Origin of the sequence: Sphingomonas sp., assembly GCF_003248515.1 — a bacterium.
GTDB lineage: Bacteria > Pseudomonadota > Alphaproteobacteria > Sphingomonadales > Sphingomonadaceae > Sphingomonas_I.
In genome coordinates, this window is the sequence record NZ_QFOB01000007.1 from 61877 (window position 1) to 79784 (window position 17908).

A 17908-nucleotide genomic window follows, 5' to 3' on the forward strand; every position below is an offset into this window, starting at 1 on the left:
CCGGAAGATGATCTGCATCCAATGATTGCTGGGGATATTCATGTGGTTGCATGCCTCCCCCCGCGCGTTACGACACGCACCTCGCCGACCTGCAGGAGCCGTGATTTTGGAAGCCGTTTCGATCGTCCTCGTCCTCCTGCTCGCCGTCGTCGTCAGCGGCGCGATTTCGAGGGTGTTGCCGATCTCCCTGCCCACACCGCTCGTCCAGATCGTGCTGGGGGCGATGATCGGCCTTTCGACATCCTATCGCGTGGAGCTGGATCCCGAGCTTTTCCTGCTCCTGTTCCTGCCTCCGCTCCTGTTTCTGGACGGCTGGAGGATCCCCAAGGACGAGATGCTGAAGGACGTGCCGACCGTCGTCGAGCTGGCGCTGGGGCTGGTGCTGATGACGGTGATCGGCATGGGCTTCTTCATCCACTGGATGATCCCGGCCATGCCGCTGACCGTGGCCTTCGCGCTCGCCGCGGTCGTATCGCCGACCGATCCGATCGCCGTATCGGCCATCGCCGCGCGCGTACCGATCCCGAAGCGGATGATGCACATCCTCGAAGGGGAATCGCTGCTCAACGATGCCTCGGGTCTCGTCTGCCTGCGCTTCGCCGTCGCGGCTTCTCTCACTGGCACCTTTTCGGCCGGCGCGGCGGCGCTCAACTTCCTCTGGGTGGCGGGGGCCGGCCTGCTGCTGGGCGTCGGCGTCACGCTTGCCGTCACGGGCGCGAAGGCCCGGTTCAACCGGCGCTGGGGCGAGGATCCCGGCTCGCAGATCCTGGTCAGCCTGCTGATCCCGTTCGGCGCCTATCTGCTGGCCGAACATCTCCACGCCTCCGGTATTCTCGCCGCCGTGGGCGCCGGCGTGACCATGACCTTCGCCGAAATATCGCGGCAGACCCTCGCCGCCACGCGGATGCGCCGCAATTCGGTGTGGGATACGATCCAGTTCGCGCTGAACGGCATCATCTTCGTGCTGCTGGGCGAGCAATTGCCCGCCATCCTCGCCGGCGCCAAGCGCACGGTGATGATCGCGGGCCATGCGACGCCGTGGTGGCTCGCGGTCTATATCCTCGCGATCGTGGCCGGCCTCGCCTTTCTCAGGTTTGCGTGGGTGTGGGCTTCCCTGCGCCTGACCATCCTGCGCAAGAAGAATCGCGGCGATTCCCCGCAGACGCCCGACTGGCGCCTGGTCGCCGCCATGTCCTTCGCAGGCGTGCGCGGGGCGATCACCCTCGCCGGCGTGCTCACCCTGCCGCTGGCGCTGGCGGACGGCACCCCCTACCCCGCCCGCGATCTCGCCATTTTCCTGGCGGCGGGCGTCATCATCGTATCGCTGATCCTCGCGAGCGTTGCCCTGCCGATCCTGCTCAAGGGCCTTACCATGCCGCCCGAACCTTCCAGGCAGGCCGAGGAGGATGCCGCGCGTGTCGCGGCGGCCGAGGCCGCGATCCGCGCGATCGAGCGCCGCCAGCACGCGCTGGCCGAGGATCAGGGCGAGGCGGACCGCTATGCGACGGCCGGCGCGCACGTGATGGATCTTTATCGCGAGCGGATCGAAAGCCGCAGCCAGGGCCTTTCCGATCTCAAGCGGGAAGAGGAAAAGCTGGTCCGCGATTTCCGCCTGGCCGGCGTGAAGGCGGAGCAGGCCGCGATCCTCGAACTCGCCCGCGCAAGGCGGATCGGCAGCGAAACCGTGCGCAAGCTGACGCGCGAACTCGATCTTTCCGAAGCGCGGCTCCGGGGCTGAGGGGCTCCGGGGCTCGTCGGGAGCAGCGGGCCGCCCACCGGATCTCCGCCCCACCCGCAGGCTGGCGGCGCCGTCATGCCTCCCCGGAATGGGCTGGCGTAAGCGAACGGATCCGTTCTACCCCCGGCACGCCCATGTTCCGCCGCCCATGATGGATCCGCATCCGATATGAACCGCAAGATCCCCGCCCCGTCCGATTTCGTCGTCGACGCGGACGATATCAGGAGCGCGGCCGATATCCTGCGGGGCCACGCTATCCTTACCCCGCTGCTCGAATATCCCGTCCTCAACGAACGGATGGGCGGCCGCGTCCTCATCAAGTTCGAAGGCGCGCAGATCACGGGGTCGTTCAAGTTTCGCGGCGCCTATAATCGTCTCGCCCGGATACCAGCCGAGGCGAAGGCGGCCGGCGTCGTCGCCTGGTCTTCGGGCAATCATGCGCAGGGTGTGGCGGCGGCGGCACGCCTGCTCGGCCTCGCGGCGACCATCGTGATGCCGTCCGACGCGCCGGCCATCAAAATGGCGAACACGCGGGCGCTGGGCGCCGAGATCATCGCCTATGATCGGTTTACGGAATCGCGCGAAAAGATTGCGACCGCGCTGGCCATCGCGCGCGGCGCCACCCTCGTCCCGTCATTCGACGATCCCTTCATCATCGCTGGCCAAGGGACGGCCGGCCTCGAGATACTCGATCAGGCGCGCGCCCTCGGCACCGGCGTCGATCGGATCGCGGTGTGCTGCGGCGGTGGCGGGCTTGTTGCCGGCATCGCGACAGCGGTGAAGTCGGCTTCGCCCGAGACCGAAATCTATTCGGTGGAGCCCGCCGCCTTCGACGATACCGCCCGATCGCTCGCCAGCGGCCACCGCGAGACGGTTTCCCCCGATGCGCGATCGATCTGCGATGCGCTGCTGACGCCCACTCCCGGCGAACTGACCTTTCCGATCAACCGGGCACTCCTGTCCGGCGGCCTCAGCGTGACGGACGATGAAGTGCGCGCGACGATGCGCTTCGCGTTCGAGGATCTGAAGCTGGTGATGGAGCCGGGCGGCGCGGTCGCGCTGGCCGCCCTGCTGCACAAAAAGCTGCCGCGGACGGACGGCGTGACGGCCGTCATTGTCTCCGGCGCCAATGTCGATCCCGGTTTCTATGCGAGCATACTGACGGAGGTCGGTTAGACCGAAGCGCGCACCATCCGAGCACCGAAGCCGCCTGCCCGAAGAATCGATCCTGTCCCAGCGGGATCGAAATCCGTCTGGCGAAGCTGAACGCAAAAACAGCCAGCATCCCGATGGCTCGGGGCGGCCAATCATGCCAATTATGAGGGGGGCAGTGGAGCCGTGGCCAACGTGCCAATCCTTCACCGCCAGCTTCTCATTGGCTGGACGAGCGGTGTAGACGAAGACAGGATCGCCGTTCGCTTCGTCCCCAACCATCCCAGACATGCCTCCGGCCAAAAGCCGCTCTGTCTCAATCAGCTTGGCAGGAATGCGCCGCTTAGCCTCGCCACGATCCTTCGTCCGCAACGATATCATGAACTCCGCGCGGCTATCGAAAGAAGCCCGCAGACCCGCAGGGATCGTCCGACGAAAATAGTAAACCGAGCCGCGCTTGGCGAGGTAGGTGCACATAAGGCGATCCCTGCTACGGCTGTAGCAGACGCTCGTTTAAGCACCGATTCTCTGGAATTTTCCCTTCTAACTCAACACGTTAGAAAGGTGGTGGAGCCGTGGGGGATCGAACCCCAGACCTTCGCAATGCCATCGCGACGCTCTCCCAGCTGAGCTACGGCCCCGTGCCCTTGGCCCTTCAGGAGGACCGTGACGAACCCGCCGGATGGGTGCCGGCGGCGGTGTGGAGCGCTCCCTAGGGGGAAGCGCCGCGTGCCGCAAGACTGATTTTTCATCGATCCTGCGGCACACCAAAAAATTACTGGTCCTCGTCCTCGGAGCCCGTGTCGACGCCGATATCGTCGTCTCCGCCCAGATCGACATCGTCGTCCGCGTTCGGCTCCTCTTCCTCGTCGACGTCCAGGCTTTCGACCAGATCGTCCGAATTCTCCGACTTGGCCTGGCTCGGCTTCGGCGCGTCGAACGGCAGCGGCTGCTTCGACTTGAGAATCAGATCAGGCTCGAAATTGGTGCCGCACTCGACGCACACGACGGGATCGTCCTTGCCGAGATCGTAGAAGCGGGTGCCGCACTTCGGACAGGTGCGCTTGGCGCCCCACTCAGGTTTGACCACGTTCTTCATGCTCCGGTTTTCTGTGGAACGGTCGGCGGCGACGAAAGCCCGGCCGACCGGATCGGCGGGCGCCTTGCCATGACGGAAGGCCGCTGTCAAAGCGCGGCCCTCATGTCCACCCTCACATCCCAGGCGAACGCCCGGCCGGCAAGGTTCGGGGCATCGGGTCCGTTGCGCGGGCGCGTCCGCGTGCCGGGTGACAAATCGATCAGCCACCGATCGTTGATCCTGTCCGCGCTGGCGGTGGGGGAAAGCCGTGTCGAAGGCCTGCTGGAGGGCGAGGACGTGCTCGCCACCGCCGCCGCCCTCCGCGCGATGGGGGCCGGCATCACGCGCGGGGCGGATCATGCCTGGCATATCCGGGGCGTGGGCGTCGGCGGCCTCCTCCAGCCGCGCTCCGCGCTCGACATGGGCAATTCGGGCACATCCGCCCGCCTGCTCATGGGCCTCGTCGCCAGCCACTCCATCACCTGCGCCTTCACAGGCGATCTTTCGCTTTCGACGCGTCCGATGGAACGCGTGATCCTGCCCCTCTCCCTCATGGGTGCGGAATTCACCGCGTCTCCCGGTGGCCGGCTGCCCCTGATGATACGCGGCCTCTGCCCGGCCGTACCGATCGACTATCGCCTGCCAGTGGCATCGGCGCAGGTGAAATCGGCGATCCTGCTCGCCGGCCTCAACACACCCGGCATCACCCGCGTGATCGAACCCGTCGCGACGCGCGACCATAGCGAGCGCATGCTGCGCGGCTTCGGCGCGGATCTGACCGTCGAGGAAACGGGCGGTGAGCGTATCATCGCGATCCGGGGCGAGGCCGAACTGACGCCACAACATATCGTGGTGCCCGGAGATCCCTCGTCCGCCGCCTTCCCGATCGTCGCGGCGCTGCTCGTGCCGGGATCGGACATCATCGTCGAGAATGTCGGCCTCAATCCCACGCGCGCGGGCCTGATCGAAATATTGCGGGCGATGGGCGGCGACATCACGCTGATCGATCCACGCGAGGTGGGCGGAGAGCCGGTGGCGGATATCCGCGTGCGGAGCTCCGCCCTGAATGGCATCGATGTGCCCCTCGAAATCGCGCCCGCCATGATCGATGAATTCCCGATCCTGTTCGTGGCGGCCGCTCTGGCGCGGGGACGCACCGTGACGCGCGGACTGGAGGAGCTTCGCTTGAAGGAGAGCGATCGGATTTCGACGATGGCCGAGGGGCTTCGCGCGATCGGCGCCCGCATCGAGGAAACGGCGGACGGCCTGATCGTCGAGGGCACCGGTGGCGAAAGGCTGGCCGGCGGCGCGACCGTCGCCACCCGCCTCGATCATCGGATCGCGATGAGCTTCGCCGTGGCGGGCCTGGTGACCGAGGCGGACGTGACGATCGACGACATGGCGCCTGTCGATACGAGCTTTCCGGGCTTCGTTGATGTGATGCGCATGCTGGGAGTGGACGCATGAATCCCGTTCTTGCCGATGTGATCGGCCTTGCCGGCAGCGCGCTGATGGTGGTGGCCTACGCTTATAGCAACATGGCCAGAAAGGTGGATTTCCTGCTCTTCAACCTGCTCAATCTCGTGGGCTCGCTGCTGCTCATCGTTTCGCTCCTGGTCCATTTCAATCTCGCCTCGATGCTGCTTGAAATCGTGTGGAGCATCATCGCGGCGCTGGGGCTGGCAAAGGTGTGGGTCCAGAGGAGCAAGGCGGGAGCAAAGTCATGATCATCGCCGTCGATGGGCCGGCCGCTTCCGGCAAGGGCACGATCGCCAAGGCGCTCGCCCGCCATTTCGGCCTGCCCCATCTCGATACGGGCCTGCTCTATCGGGCGGTCGGCATCGGGGTGCTGCGCGCGGGCGGCGATCCTGCCTCCGCCGACGACGCGCTGGCGGCGTGCGCCTTCACCGATGATCGGCTGGACGATCCGAACCTGAAATCGGAGGCAGCGGCCAAGGCCGCCAGCCAGGTTTCGGCCTATCCCGCCGTTCGAGCCGCCCTGCTCGAACGGCAGAGAGCATTCGCCGCCCAGCCCGGAGGAGCCGTGCTCGACGGCCGGGACATCGGCACGGTGATCGCGCCGCACGCCGACGCCAAACTGTTCGTGACAGCCAGCGCCGAAGTCCGGGCCGAACGGCGCCATCGCGAGCTTTCGGGCCTCGGCCTGAACGTTCATCTGGATGCCGTGCTGCACGACATACGCGCCCGCGACGAACGCGATTCGGCGCGATCGGCCGCACCGCTGCGGATGGCGGACGACGCTGCCTTGCTCGACACCTCCGATTTGGGTATAGAACAAGCCGTCCAGCGGGCGCTCGCGCTCGTGGAGGCCCGGATCAGGTCAGCGGCGAACGACTGATGCCCTGATGGCGCGCGGCGCGGGATCCCTGACAAAGGGGGCCGGCCGACGCGCCTTTTCGCTATTGGCGCCATGCTGCCGGCGAAGGACCGAATGGTCGACGCGAACCGGATGCACGAAGGATGTCGCTGCGGGCATGAGGCCCCGGCGGCGGATCGGCTGAAGACCTCCGGAGACAACCGGACGGCCGGAACGAATAAACCGAGGAATAGAACTGCTTATGGCCACTGTGGCATTTCCCACCCGCGACGATTTCGCGGCGCTCCTGAACGACACGCTCGGCGGCGAATCCACTGGATTCGAAGGCCGCGTCGTGAAGGGCACCGTCACCGCCATCGAGAATGACGTTGCCGTCATCGATGTCGGCCTCAAGTCCGAAGGCCGCGTGCCGCTGCGCGAATTCGCGCCCGCGCCCGGCGTGAAGGCCGAGCTGAAGGTGGGCGACGAGGTCGAGGTCTATGTCGACCGCGTGGAGAACAGCCATGGCGAAGCGATGCTCAGCCGCGACCGCGCCCGCCGCGAAGCCGCCTGGGACAAGCTGGAAGGCGAATTCGCCGCCGGCAACCGCGTCGACGGCGTGATCTTCGGCCGCGTGAAGGGTGGCTTCACCGTCGATCTCAACGGCGCCGTGGCCTTCCTGCCCGGCTCGCAGGTCGATATCCGCCCGGTCCGCGACGTGACCCCGCTGATGGACATCCCGCAGCCCTTCCAGGTGCTGAAGATGGATCGCCGCCGCGGCAACATCGTCGTCTCGCGCCGCGCCGTCCTCGAAGAGACCCGCGCCGAGCAGCGCACCGGCCTCATCCAGAGTCTGGCCGAGGGCCAGGTGGTCGATGGCGTCGTCAAGAACATCACCGATTACGGTGCGTTCGTGGATCTGGGTGGCATCGACGGCCTGCTGCATGTCACCGACATCAGCTACAAGCGCGTCAATCATCCGTCCGAAGTCATCAACATCGGTGACACGGTCCGCGTCCAGATCGTCCGCATCAACCGCGATACGCAGCGCATCAGCCTCGGCATGAAGCAGCTCGAGAGCGATCCGTGGGAAGGCGCCGGCGCCAAGTATCCGGTCGGCGCGAAGTTCTCGGGCCGCGTCACGAACATCACCGAATATGGTGCGTTCGTCGAGCTGGAGAGCGGCATCGAGGGCCTCGTCCACGTCTCCGAAATGAGCTGGACGAAGAAGAACGTCCATCCGGGCAAGATCGTCTCCACCTCGCAGGAGGTTGAGGTCGTGATCCTCGAGGTCGATGAAGAGAAGCGTCGCATCTCGCTCGGCCTGAAGCAGGCCCAGAACAATCCGTGGGATTCGTTCGCGGAGCGTCACCCGATCGGCTCGACCGTCGAGGGCGAAGTCAAGAACGCGACCGAGTTCGGCCTGTTCATCGGCCTCGATGGCGACATCGACGGCATGGTCCACATGTCGGACATCGCCTGGGGCGTCACCGGCGAGGAAGCCCTCGCGATGCACCACAAGGGCGAGACGATCCAGGCGCAGGTTCTGGACATCGATCCCGAGAAGGAGCGCATCTCGCTCGGCATCAAGCAGCTGGAGCGCGGTGGCGTTTCGGGTGGCGCGTCGGCCGGCGGCTCGGGCGTCAACAAGAACCAGATCGTCACCGTCACGGTGCTCGCGGTCAATGACGGCGGCCTCGACGTGCAGGTGGGCGACGATGGGGCGCACGGCTTCATCAAGCGCAGCGACCTGGGCCGCGATCGCGACGAGCAGCGTCCGGAGCGTTACCAGCCCGGCCAGAAGTTCGATGCGATGGTGACCGGCTTCGATCGTTCGAAGAAGCCGACCTTCTCGATCAAGGCGATGCAGCTTGCGGAAGAGAAGCAGGCCGTGCAGCAATATGGCTCGTCCGACTCGGGTGCGTCGCTCGGCGACATTCTGGGCGCTGCCCTGAAGGCCCGCGACGAGGCGTGATCAACGTGCGTGGAGGGCGGTTCATGCCGCCCTCCACTCATGGCTGTTGATCTATTACAGGAAGTCTGCGTAAGTCCGTTACGGACGTGGATCGATCCGTGGGGGGTCGCAATCCCAGCGCCCCGCGAACGAGAAAGGGGACGCTCGCGTGATCAGGTCTGAGCTTGTTGCGGCTCTCAGTCGGGATCATCCCGATCTCGCCGCGAGCGAGGTCGAACGGATAGTCACCTGCATTTTCGACGCCATCACGTCTCGCCTCGCGGCGGGCGGGCGCGTCGAACTGCGAGGCTTCGGCACCTTCACCACCCGTGCCCGCGATGCCCGCACGGGTCGCAATCCCCGCACCGGTGAGCCGGTCGCCGTCGATGCGAAGCGTGTTCCCTATTTCAAGCCGGGCAAGGAAATGCGCGCCCGCCTGAACATCAAGGACGATTGACGCAGGCATCGCTTGCGGCCTTTGCGTCCGCATGACGTGGACGTGGCGGAATCGGTAGACGCTGCCGACTTAAAATCGGTTTCCTTCGGGAGTGCGGGTTCAAGTCCCGCCGTCCGCACCAATATTGCCGGGAAGCGGCGCTCACCCGGATGGCACCGCAGCCTGTCTGTCGGGTTCCGTTGCGGCCCTGCATTGCGGATCGTACGCCTCGCCCGTCCTGTGAATCGGCTCTTCCGGATCGGATGCGAAGGGCGCCACGCGCCCGCTTCACGCCCGTGTGACGACATCGCTGGCAGAGCCCGCGGCACCGCGAGGCGCGATACCGGCCTCCGATCCGCCAGACGCAACCCGCTTCTAGCGATCGACCGGCCGCTTCCGGCGCGGCGGCGGAGTCCGGCGTTTTCGTGCCTCGATCTCGCGCAGACGGGCACGTTCCGCGCTCGTCGGCTCGGGCGGCTTCATCATCATCTGCCAGTCGCCGCCCTTGAGCTTGAGCATGGGCTCCCCGCAGCCGCGGCAGACACTCTTCCAGCCTGCCTCGGTCTTCTTCGCCTTGCTCTTCGAGCGGATGTGATAGCCGAACCGGCACAATATCGTCTGTAGGAAGGACATCGCCCCCGACTTCCTCTCATCGTCCGATTTGGCAAGCCCGTTTCATACCGGCCTGCGCCTCCCCATATAAACGGTGCGGGAACATGCGTCAGGCCCACGCGCTGATACCGCAGGAGGAGATGACGAGTGCCCGGAACGACGACCCGCCGTTACCATCCGATCGCCGATGGCCTCCCCGGCCTGGGCCGCGACCCCGCATCCGTGCGCAAGCGGATCGAAACGATGGAGGCGCTGCTGGAGCGGATGTTCGTGATCCCCGGCCTCAACCGTCAGGTCGGGCTGGATGTGGTGCTGGACATCATTCCCGTCGCGGGCAGCGCCATCGCGGCATTGCTGGGCGGCTGGATGGTGTGGGAGGCGCGCAACCTTGGCATGTCGCGCTGGCAGATCGCCCGGATGATGGGCAATGTCGGCTTCGATTTCCTGCTGGGCGCCATCCCCTGGATCGGCGCAGTCCCCGATCTCTTCTTCCGCTCCAACAGCCGCAACCTGAAGATCATCCGCAAGCATCTCGATCGCCACCACCCCTCCACGGTGACGATCGATCACTGAACGGATTGCTCCCGGGATCCCGTTCGGGAACGCGCCGGCCCGGCATAGCTCCGGGCGCGGCTCTCACTCGTCGAAATAATAGCCGCCGGGCACGCCCTTCTTGCTGAGCACGAACTGCCACACCTGGATGAAGCGCCCGCGGAAGCCCGCCGCGCAGGACAAGAGGTAGAAGGTCCACATCCGATAGAAGCGCTCGTCATATTCGTGCGCGATCTCGGGCCAGCTGCGGACGAAATTCTCGTGCCACGCCATCAGCGTGGGATCGTAATTGACTCCGATATTCTGGAGATGCTCGATCGTGAGCAGATCCTCCATCGGCTTCGTCATCTGCGCCACCGACGGCACGTAACAGCCCGGGAAGATATATTTGTCGAGCCACGGATTGAAATAGTTCGAATTGTTGAAGCCGATCGTGTGGAGCAGCATCAGCCCGTCATCCTTCAGCGAACGGGCCATCGTCTTCATGAAGACGTCGAAATATTTCTGGCCGACATGCTCGAACATGCCGATCGAGACGATCCGGTCATACTGCTCGTCCAGATCGCGATAATCCTGATATTTCAGCTCGATCGGCAGCCCGGCGCAGCGTTCGCGGCCCAGCTCGATCTGGTCCTTCGACACGCTGATGCCGGTGACGTGCACGCCATATTTCTCGGCCGCATATTTGGCGAAGCTGCCCCAGCCGCAGCCCACGTCCAGCACGCGCATGCCCGGTTCCAGCTTCATCTTCCGGCAGACGAGATCCAGCTTGGCTTCCTGCGCCTCATCCAGATTGCTCGCATTCTTCCAATAGGCACAGGTATAGACCATGCGCTTGTCGAGCATCCGCTGATACAGCGAAAGGCCGATGTCATAATGCTTCTCGCCAATCTCGTAGGCGCGCTTGGCCGATCCTTCGGGTATGATCTTCGCCTGGATGGCGGTCGTCAGGAAACGCAGGCTCTTCGTCTGCTGGGTAATGGCGTGGCGCGACTGGAAGAAGCGGAGGAACATCTCGTCGAGCGCGTCGCACTCCCACCAGCCATCCATGTAGGATTCGCCGATGCCCATCCGGCCATCCTTCAGGAAGCGCTGGTAGAAGGCATCATTCTTCACCCGGATGTCATGCGGGCGATCACCGTCGATCCTGATATCGGCAGCGGCTAATATGTCGGCCACGGCGTCTCGATAGCGGCTCATCCATCATCTCCCATTCGCGATCCGGGCGTCTCCGCGACGCCGCCGGAAGCCTCGTCCATCGGTTGGTGACCGGAACGTTAGCGAAACCTTCCTTACGGAACGTAAATGGTTGATGGATTACTTGCCATATCTTCCGGCGCACGCCGCCCCGTCAGGGCGGTGCAACGGCGGGAAAGGGCTATTCATTGCCCCCAATGAAGTGACCGAGCCCGCCCAGAAGCGAGCTTTCGCCCCGATTCTGCCCGCCCGTGCCGCCTGCCGCCGCCAGCATCCGCCCGGCCAGCCGCGAGAAGGGCAGCGACTGGATCCAGACCTTGCCCGGCCCCCTGAGCCTCGCGAAAAACGCCCCCTCCCCGCCGAAGAACATCGAGCGCACGCCGCGCACCATCTCCAGATCGAAATCGACGCCCGCCGTGTAGGCGGCGAGACAACCCGTATCGACATGCACCACTTCGCCCGCGCGCAGTTCGCGCTCGACGAGCGTGCCGCCCATCTGGACGAACACCCAGCCATCCCCCTCCAGCTTCTGCATGATGAAGCCTTCGCCGCCGAACAGCCCGGTCATGATCCGGCGCTGGAACTGGACGCCGATGGAAACACCGCGCGCCGCCGCCAGGAAGCTGTCCTTCTGGCAGATCAATGTGCCGCCGACATCGGAAAGCTTGATCGGCAGGATCGCGCCCGGCGTGGGCGAGGCGAAGGCGACGCGCGCCTTGCCCCGGCCATGATGGGTGAAGACGGTGGTGAACAGGCTCTCCCCCGTCACCAGACGCTTTCCGGCGCCCAGCAGCTTGTCCATGAAGCCGCCGCCCTGCCCGCCGCTGCCATCGCCGAACACCGTCGTCATCTCGATATCGGCATCCTTCCACACGAAGGCGCCGGCCTCGGCCACCGCGCTTTCGCCCGGATCCAGTTCGATCTCCACGAACTGGAGTTCCTGCCCCTTGATCTCGAAATCGATATCGTCGGACACGCTGGCGCTGCGATGGTGGGACCAGGGGCTGGGACCGGGCATGCGACGTCTCCTCTTACCAAAGCCGGCCGAATCTACCCAAGGTGTATGATATCGGCAATACAGGTAGTTTCCGCCCGGACCGGATCGGGCGAAAGAAGCCGCTTCACGCGGCTTTCTTCGCCGCGATCCAGTCGTCGATCTTCTTTTCCAGCACCGTCAGCGGGAGCGCACCCGTCATCAGCACCTGGGCATGGAATTCGCGCGGATCGAATTTCGCGCCCAGCTCGGCCATCGCCCTGGCCTTGAGTCGGGAAATGGTGAGCTGGCCCATCTTGTAGGCCAGCGCCTGCCCCGGAATGGCGATGTAGCGCTCCACTTCGGCGGTGGCGTCGGTCACCGCCTCCGGCGAATTGTCGAGCATATATTTGATCGAACGATCGCGATCCCAGCCATAGGCATGGATGCCGCTGTCGACGACGAGGCGCATGGCGCGCAGCATCTCGTCATTCAGGCCGCCCAGCCGCTGCCACGGATCGCTTTCCATGCCCAGTTGCTTCCAGAGCGTCTCGGCATAGAGCGCCCAGCCCTCCACGAAGGCGGTATTGCCGCCATAGCGCATGAAATTGGGGAGCGCGGCATTCTCCTGCGCCAGGCTGATCTGGAAATGATGGCCCGGCTCCGCCTCGTGCAGGAACAATGTTTCCATCTCCCACATGTAGCGGGAGGGCAGATCATAGCCGTTATAGAAGAACACGCCGGGGCGCGTGCCATCGGCCGTGCCGCGCATATATTCGCCGCCGGCCGCATTCTTCTCCTTGAAGGCCGGTGTCGGCCGGATATCGAGCGGCGCCCTGGGCAGGATGGAGAATTGCTCGCCGATCCGGGATTCCACGCGCGTGCGGATCGCGAAGAAGCCCTGCCGCAACTGATCCACGCTGGATGGCTGGAAGCGCTTGTCCGTGCGCATATAGGTGAACAGTTCGGCCAGATCGCCCTGAAAACCAGCCGACTTCGCCGCCACCGCCATCTCGCCCCGGATGCGCGCCACTTCGGCAAGGCCGATGCGATGCACCTCCGCCGCCGTGAGCGGCAGGGTCGTGCTGCGCTGGATCAGGTAGGAATAGACCTTCTCGCCGCCCTTCATCGCGGAAAGGCCCACGCCTTCGCGTGCCGCGGGCAGATAGGCATCGCGCAGGAAATCGCGCAGACGAACGAGCGCCGGCAGCATGGAATCGCGGATCAGCGCGATCTGCTGCGCCTTCAGTCGCGCCTGATCCGCGGCCGGGATCGTTTCCGGCATATCGGCATAGGGCTCGGCATAGATGGAGCCTTCCACGCCCTTGCCGATCTGGAGATCGAGTTGCTCGATCATGTTGCGCGTCGTGAGCTTCGACTGGACGATGCCCAGCTTCATGCCCTGCCGGAAGCGGCCGATGATCCGATCGATCGCGCCCGCAAACTCGCGATTGCGCCTCAGATTATTCTCGTAATCCGCCAGCGTCCGGAATGGCGCCGCCCCCTGCCCCGAGGCCAGCTCGGCATAGCTCAGGTGAAAGCCCTGAAAATGGTTGATCGGGCGAACCGCGAAGGAAAGCTGCAGATCACGATCATGGCAGAGGCGCAGATCCAGCACCGTATCCGCCTCGAACACATCATAGGCGATGCGATTGATCGCGCTCAGCGCCTTGCGATCGATCGCGTGGAGATCCTTCGCATCCTTCTCGCTGGCCGCGCATTCGGCCGCCTGGTGCGCATCGGTGAACAGATCGCCGATGCTGCCCGCATAGCGCACATCGCCACGATAGAGGGCGGACAGGGGATTGCGGCGCAGGCTCGCCTCGTCGCTGTCCGCGAACAGGGCCGTGAGCTTGGCATCCTCGGCGCCATCGGCGGGCTTCTGGGCAAGGGTGGGCGTGGCGGCGAGCAACGCCGTGGAAAGCAGAACAGCCAGTGCGCGCAAAATCGTCTCCGGTCGGCAAATCATGGCGACCGATCGGGCCGCGATGACAGACCCTCGCATCTTAGCGCGGCGAGAGAAAGGGGCGCCGGCGCGCCGAAAGCCACACGAAAGTCGCGCCCCCTACGGGCGGGCGCGCGGCGCGCGGGCTTGCTCCCGCAGATGCGCGCGACGGCAACAGTTTCCGGACGGGGCGATGGGCGGCATAGCACCCGACTCCATTGGGAGGGGCGGACAGGCCAAGGCCACATCAAATCCTACATTGCAAAGGACGAGCCGCACGGCCGCTCTCGCCCCAATCGCGGTCATCCTCTTGGATCACCCCGGCATCAGGCCGGGCCGGCGCTGCCCGAACAGACGATCCGCCCTCTTCCCGGCCAAAGCCCGCTTGCCCCCCGCCGTTCCGCGCGCCATAGGCCGCGCGACACGAGCGGCCCTTTGGCCGAACAGAGGCGAGCCCATGAAGACGCGCATCTATGTGACCCTGAAGAACGGCGTGCTCGATCCGCAGGGCAAAGCCATCCATCACGCGCTCGACGGGCTCGGCTTTTCGGGCGTCGAAGAGGTGCGGCAGGGCAAGCTGATCGAGCTGGATCACGATGCCAATGTCAGCGATGCGGATCTCGATGCGATGTGCCGCAAGCTGCTCGCCAATACCGTGATCGAGAATTATCGCATCGAGCGGGGTTAAGCCCATGAAATCCGCCGTTCTCGTCTTTCCGGGCTCCAATTGCGATCGCGATCTCGCGGTGGCGATCCGCGAGGTGACCGGCTCCGATCCCGTCATGCTCTGGCATCGCGAAACCGGGCTGCCCGATGGCGTGGACCTCATCGCCGTGCCGGGAGGCTTCTCCTATGGCGATTATCTGCGCTCCGGCGCGATGGCGGCGCGATCGCCGGTGATGCGCGCCGTGGCCGAGGCGGCGGCGCGCGGCGTGCCCGTGCTGGGCGTGTGCAACGGCTTTCAGGTGCTGACCGAGGCGGGGCTGCTGCCCGGCGCGCTGATGCGCAATGCGGGCCTCGCCTTCGTCTGCCGCACGGTTTCGCTGGAAGTGGGCAACAGCCAGTCGCTCTTCACCAGCCGTTATGATGCGGGCGAGGAAATCGGCCTGCCGGTGGCGCATCATGACGGCAATTATGCCGCCGACGAGGAGACGCTGGACCGGCTGGAAGGCGAAGGCCGCGTCGCCTTCCGCTATGGCGAGCCGGTCAACGGTTCGGCGCGGAGCATCGCGGGGATCGTCAATGCCGGCGGCAACGTGCTGGGCCTGATGCCGCACCCGGAGCGCGCGATCGAGGCCGCGCATGGCAATACAGACGGCCGGCGGCTGTTCGAGGGGCTGCTCGAGGCGGTCGCTTGAGCGGCACGCTCGAAAGGCTGGAAGCGACGATCGCCGCCCGGCGCGGCGCGGACCCGGCCTCGTCCTATGTGGCGAACCTGTTCGCCAAGGGCCGGCCGAAGATCGCCCGCAAGCTGGGCGAGGAGGCGGTGGAGACGATCGTGGCCGCGCTGGCCGAGGATCGTGGCGAGCTGATCGGCGAGGCGGCTGACACCCTTTTTCACCTGATGGTGCTGCTGGCGGATGCCGGCGTGCCGCTGTCCGAGGTGCTGGCCGAACTGGACCGGCGCGAGGGCGTTTCGGGCATAGCGGAAAAGGCCGCGCGCGGCTGATCCGGGGGGCCGGCCGTCTCGCTTGCGCAACGCCATATCGGAGAGACTGACATGCCCATCGATCCCTCGCTCCCCTATGACGATGCCAACGTCTTCGCGCGGATCCTGCGCGGAGAGATTCCGGCAAAGGCCGTCTATGAGGACGGCTATGCCTTCGCCTTCCACGACATCAATCCGCAGGCCCCCCTTCATCTGCTGGTGATTCCCAAGGGACGCTATGTTTCGTGGGACGATTTCTCGACGAAGGCCTCGGATGCGGAAATCGCCGGCTTCGTGCGCGCGGTCGGGCATGTCGCGCGTGCGGCGGGGCTGGCCGAAAGCGGCTACCGGCTGCTCGCCAACATGGGACAGCACGGGCATCAGGAGGTGCCGCACCTGCACGTCCACATCTTCGGCGGCCGCCAGTTTCACGAAATGGTGCCGGCCGCACACTGATCGCCGCCGAAACGGATTTCCCTACGCCAGCGACGCTTCTTGCCGGAAAGCGAGGCGGATCGGCCGAATCACCGAAACATCGCTAAACGGTTGCGCGTTTCGGTTTTGCGGCTAGTCTCGGCTCAGGCGCCCGCCAACGATCGCGGGCTTAAGGGGAAATTTGCATGATCTTCGGACGCGTCAAACCGCTGGATGCCATTTTGGCGACAGCCCAGAAAAAGTCCCTGACGCGTTCGCTCGGCCCCTTCCAGTTGACCATGCTCGGCATCGGCGCGGTGATCGGCACCGGCATTTTCGTGCTGACGGCCGAGGCCGCGCAGAAGGCCGGACCGGGCATGATGCTGTCCTTCGTCATCGCGGGCTTCGTCTGCGCGGTGGCGGCGCTCTGCTATGCCGAAATGGCGGCGATGGTGCCCGTATCGGGCTCCGCCTACACCTATAGCTATGCCGTGATGGGCGAGCTGGTGGCGTGGATGGTCGGCTGGGCGCTGATCCTCGAATATGCGATCGCGGCCGGCGCCGTTTCCGTGGGCTGGTCGGGCTATTTCATCGGCTGGCTCAATACGAGCTTCAACATCACGATACCGCATGCCCTGGTGCGCGGCCCCTTCGACGGGGGCAGCATCAACCTGCCGGCGATGCTGATCGCGTCGGTCATCACCGCGCTGCTCGTGAAGGGCACCAAGGAGAGCGCCACCGTCAATGCCGTGCTGGTGGCGGTGAAGATCCTTGCCCTCTCCTTCTTCGTGATCCTGACCATCCCGGTCATCAAGACCGGCCAGTTCACGCCCTTCGCGCCGCTCGGCTTCGCAGGCATTTCCGGCGCCGCCGCCTCGATCTTCTTCGCCTATGTGGGCTTCGATGCCGTTTCCACGGCGGCCGAGGAGACCAAGAATCCGCAGCGCAACATGCCGATCGGCCTGATCGGCAGCCTCGGCATCTGCACCATCTTCTACATGCTGGTGGCATCGGGCGTGATCGGCACGGTGGGCGCGCAGCCCGTTTTTGGCCCCAATCACGAAGTGCTTTCGCCCGGCACGCCGGCGCTTTCGGCCGCCTGCGGCGCGATTCAAGAACAGGCGGTGGTCTGTTCCAAGGAGGCTTTGGCCTGGACGCTCAAGCAGGTGGGCTGGCCGTTCGTGGGCTGGCTGGTGGGCGCCGCCGCGATCATCGCGCTGCCCTCCGTCATCCTGATGATGATGTTCGGCCAGACCCGCATCTTCTTCGTGATGAGCCGCGATGGCCTGCTGCCGGAATTCTTCTCGAAGATTCATCCGCGCTTCCACACGCCGCACGTCATCACGATGCTGACCGGGGTGTTCGTCACGCTGTTCGCCGCCTTCTTTCCGGTCGGCCTGCTGGCGGACGTGTCCAATTCCGGCACGCTCTTCGCCTTCGCGGCGGTATCGATCGCGGTGATGGTGCTGCGCAAGACCGATCCGACGCGCCACCGCCCCTTCCGCACGCCCGCCATCATGGTGACGGCGCCCGTTTCCATCATCGGCTGCATCTATCTGTTCTTCAGCCTCTCCAAGGAAACGATCCTGCTCTTCTTCGGCTGGGCCGCGGTCGGCCTGGTCGTCTATTTCCTCTACAGCCGCAGCCGTTCCAATCTCGGCCGGGGCATCATCGATGTGGCCGAGGACGAGGCCTATGAGGGCCTGAACCCGCCGGTGCCCGGCACGCACTGAGGCCTGCCCGACACGCCATCAGGGGGCGGTCCCGCAAGGGGCCGCCCCTTTCTTTTTCGTCCCCTCTGGCGTGGCGACGGGCCGCGAAGGACGATTCCGGACGCGCGCCGAGACGTGCGTGGAGGCAAGCAAAATCATCGTCTTGCCGCAGGACTCACT

The 17908-nt window shown here is 65.3% G+C and carries 18 protein-coding genes, 2 tRNA genes and 1 pseudogene; 14 read left to right on the top strand and 7 right to left on the bottom strand.

The window, feature by feature from the left end; all coding sequences use genetic code 11:
- Positions 1-106: 106 nt before the first annotated feature.
- Both DI605_RS13215 and DI605_RS13220 read left to right on the top strand, forming a co-directional pair.
- Entirely contained in the window at positions 107-1738 is a 1632-nt protein-coding gene (locus tag DI605_RS13215) for a Na+/H+ antiporter (RefSeq protein WP_293974910.1), read from the top strand.
- Positions 1739-1906: 168 nt separating this feature from the next.
- Positions 1907-2914 (top strand): threonine/serine dehydratase, encoded by a 1008-nt coding sequence (locus DI605_RS13220; protein ID WP_293974598.1) that lies wholly within the window; start codon positions 1907-1909, stop codon positions 2912-2914.
- A 294-nt stretch (positions 2915-3208) separates the two neighbouring features.
- On the opposite strand, the pseudogene DI605_RS21500 reads toward DI605_RS13220, so the two are convergent.
- The 3 genes and pseudogenes from DI605_RS21500 to DI605_RS13230 all read right to left on the bottom strand — a co-directional run.
- Positions 3209-3367, bottom strand: a pseudogene (locus tag DI605_RS21500) (DUF6538 domain-containing protein); the annotation flags it as partial.
- A gap of 88 nt (positions 3368-3455) precedes the next feature.
- A tRNA-Ala gene (locus tag DI605_RS13225) sits at positions 3456-3531 on the bottom strand.
- Between the two features lie 134 nt (positions 3532-3665).
- On the bottom strand, positions 3666-3980 hold the full coding sequence (locus DI605_RS13230; protein WP_293974912.1) for a TIGR02300 family protein: 315 nt from the start codon (positions 3978-3980) through the stop codon (positions 3666-3668).
- A 111-nt stretch (positions 3981-4091) separates the two neighbouring features.
- Here DI605_RS13230 and aroA point away from each other — a divergent pair, with 111 nt between their 5' ends.
- From aroA to DI605_RS13260, 6 genes are all read left to right on the top strand, one after another.
- Complete coding sequence (gene aroA / locus DI605_RS13235) at positions 4092-5435, top strand: 3-phosphoshikimate 1-carboxyvinyltransferase (RefSeq protein ID WP_293974601.1); 1344 nt, start codon at positions 4092-4094, stop codon at positions 5433-5435.
- Positions 5432-5695: a hypothetical protein gene (locus DI605_RS13240; protein ID WP_293974604.1), complete on the top strand. Its 264-nt coding sequence runs from the start codon at positions 5432-5434 to the stop codon at positions 5693-5695. Before aroA ends, DI605_RS13240 begins: the two co-directional genes overlap by 4 nt.
- The gene (cmk, locus tag DI605_RS13245) at positions 5692-6327 is read left to right on the top strand and encodes a (d)CMP kinase (protein WP_293974607.1); all 636 of its coding nucleotides are present in this window, start codon (positions 5692-5694) and stop codon (positions 6325-6327) included. The genes DI605_RS13240 and cmk overlap by 4 nt, the downstream gene beginning before the upstream one ends.
- Before the next feature lie 220 nt (positions 6328-6547).
- Entirely contained in the window at positions 6548-8260 is a 1713-nt protein-coding gene (gene rpsA, locus DI605_RS13250; RefSeq protein ID WP_293974610.1) for a 30S ribosomal protein S1, read from the top strand.
- A 148-nt stretch (positions 8261-8408) separates the two neighbouring features.
- On the top strand, positions 8409-8696 hold the full coding sequence (locus DI605_RS13255; RefSeq protein WP_293974613.1) for an integration host factor subunit beta: 288 nt from the start codon (positions 8409-8411) through the stop codon (positions 8694-8696).
- A 36-nt stretch (positions 8697-8732) separates the two neighbouring features.
- Positions 8733-8817: transfer RNA gene (locus DI605_RS13260), tRNA-Leu, on the top strand.
- A 233-nt stretch (positions 8818-9050) separates the two neighbouring features.
- On the opposite strand, the gene DI605_RS13265 is transcribed toward DI605_RS13260, so the two are convergent.
- Entirely contained in the window at positions 9051-9308 is a 258-nt protein-coding gene (locus tag DI605_RS13265; RefSeq protein WP_293974616.1) for a hypothetical protein, read from the bottom strand.
- 126 nt (positions 9309-9434) lie between these two features.
- Between DI605_RS13265 and DI605_RS13270 the strand changes: the two genes are divergently transcribed.
- Positions 9435-9860 carry a DUF4112 domain-containing protein gene (locus DI605_RS13270; protein WP_293974619.1) on the top strand — a complete coding sequence of 142 codons (426 nt, stop codon included), beginning with the start codon at positions 9435-9437 and terminating at the stop codon, positions 9858-9860.
- 63 nt (positions 9861-9923) lie between these two features.
- Here the strand turns inward: DI605_RS13270 and cfa are convergent, their stop codons facing one another.
- From cfa to DI605_RS13285, 3 genes are all read right to left on the bottom strand, one after another.
- Positions 9924-11039: a cyclopropane fatty acyl phospholipid synthase gene (gene cfa, locus DI605_RS13275; protein WP_293974622.1), complete on the bottom strand. Its 1116-nt coding sequence runs from the start codon at positions 11037-11039 to the stop codon at positions 9924-9926.
- Between the two features lie 178 nt (positions 11040-11217).
- Positions 11218-12054: a TIGR00266 family protein gene (locus tag DI605_RS13280; RefSeq protein ID WP_293974625.1), complete on the bottom strand. Its 837-nt coding sequence runs from the start codon at positions 12052-12054 to the stop codon at positions 11218-11220.
- A 103-nt stretch (positions 12055-12157) separates the two neighbouring features.
- Positions 12158-13954 (bottom strand): DUF885 family protein, encoded by a 1797-nt coding sequence (locus tag DI605_RS13285; RefSeq protein ID WP_367120052.1) that lies wholly within the window; start codon positions 13952-13954, stop codon positions 12158-12160.
- 457 nt (positions 13955-14411) lie between these two features.
- On the opposite strand from DI605_RS13285, the gene purS reads away from it, so the two are divergent.
- The 5 genes from purS to DI605_RS13310 all read left to right on the top strand — a co-directional run bounded on the left by purS (position 14412) and on the right by DI605_RS13310 (position 17749).
- Positions 14412-14642 (top strand): phosphoribosylformylglycinamidine synthase subunit PurS, encoded by a 231-nt coding sequence (purS, locus tag DI605_RS13290; RefSeq protein WP_293974630.1) that lies wholly within the window; start codon positions 14412-14414, stop codon positions 14640-14642.
- Between the two features lie 4 nt (positions 14643-14646).
- On the top strand, positions 14647-15312 hold the full coding sequence (gene purQ, locus DI605_RS13295; protein ID WP_293974633.1) for a phosphoribosylformylglycinamidine synthase subunit PurQ: 666 nt from the start codon (positions 14647-14649) through the stop codon (positions 15310-15312).
- Positions 15309-15623: a phosphoribosyl-ATP diphosphatase gene (locus tag DI605_RS13300; RefSeq protein ID WP_293974636.1), complete on the top strand. Its 315-nt coding sequence runs from the start codon at positions 15309-15311 to the stop codon at positions 15621-15623. Before purQ ends, DI605_RS13300 begins: the two co-directional genes overlap by 4 nt.
- Before the next feature lie 51 nt (positions 15624-15674).
- Positions 15675-16058 carry a histidine triad nucleotide-binding protein gene (locus DI605_RS13305; RefSeq protein WP_293974639.1) on the top strand — a complete coding sequence of 128 codons (384 nt, stop codon included), beginning with the start codon at positions 15675-15677 and terminating at the stop codon, positions 16056-16058.
- Positions 16059-16222: 164 nt separating this feature from the next.
- Positions 16223-17749 (top strand): amino acid permease, encoded by a 1527-nt coding sequence (locus DI605_RS13310; protein ID WP_293974642.1) that lies wholly within the window; start codon positions 16223-16225, stop codon positions 17747-17749.
- The last annotated feature ends 159 nt before the right edge of the window (positions 17750-17908 follow it).

Excerpts from the sequence above, each read along its gene's own strand:
- rpsA (WP_293974610.1), top strand. The coding sequence starts at position 6,548 with ATGGCCACTGTGGCATTTCCCACCCGCGACGATTTCGCGGCGCTCCTG.
- DI605_RS13310 (WP_293974642.1), top strand. The coding sequence starts at position 16,223 with ATGATCTTCGGACGCGTCAAACCGCTGGATGCCATTTTGGCGACAGCC.
- DI605_RS13265 (WP_293974616.1), bottom strand. The coding sequence starts at position 9,308 with ATGTCCTTCCTACAGACGATATTGTGCCGGTTCGGCTATCACATCCGC.
- aroA (WP_293974601.1), top strand. The coding sequence starts at position 4,092 with ATGTCCACCCTCACATCCCAGGCGAACGCCCGGCCGGCAAGGTTCGGG.
- DI605_RS13240 (WP_293974604.1), top strand. The coding sequence starts at position 5,432 with ATGAATCCCGTTCTTGCCGATGTGATCGGCCTTGCCGGCAGCGCGCTG.
- purQ (WP_293974633.1), top strand. The coding sequence starts at position 14,647 with ATGAAATCCGCCGTTCTCGTCTTTCCGGGCTCCAATTGCGATCGCGAT.
- DI605_RS13305 (WP_293974639.1), top strand. The coding sequence starts at position 15,675 with ATGCCCATCGATCCCTCGCTCCCCTATGACGATGCCAACGTCTTCGCG.
- cfa (WP_293974622.1), bottom strand. The coding sequence starts at position 11,039 with ATGAGCCGCTATCGAGACGCCGTGGCCGACATATTAGCCGCTGCCGAT.
- DI605_RS13220 (WP_293974598.1), top strand. The coding sequence starts at position 1,907 with ATGAACCGCAAGATCCCCGCCCCGTCCGATTTCGTCGTCGACGCGGAC.
- DI605_RS13280 (WP_293974625.1), bottom strand. The coding sequence starts at position 12,054 with ATGCCCGGTCCCAGCCCCTGGTCCCACCATCGCAGCGCCAGCGTGTCC.
- purS (WP_293974630.1), top strand. The coding sequence starts at position 14,412 with ATGAAGACGCGCATCTATGTGACCCTGAAGAACGGCGTGCTCGATCCG.
- cmk (WP_293974607.1), top strand. The coding sequence starts at position 5,692 with ATGATCATCGCCGTCGATGGGCCGGCCGCTTCCGGCAAGGGCACGATC.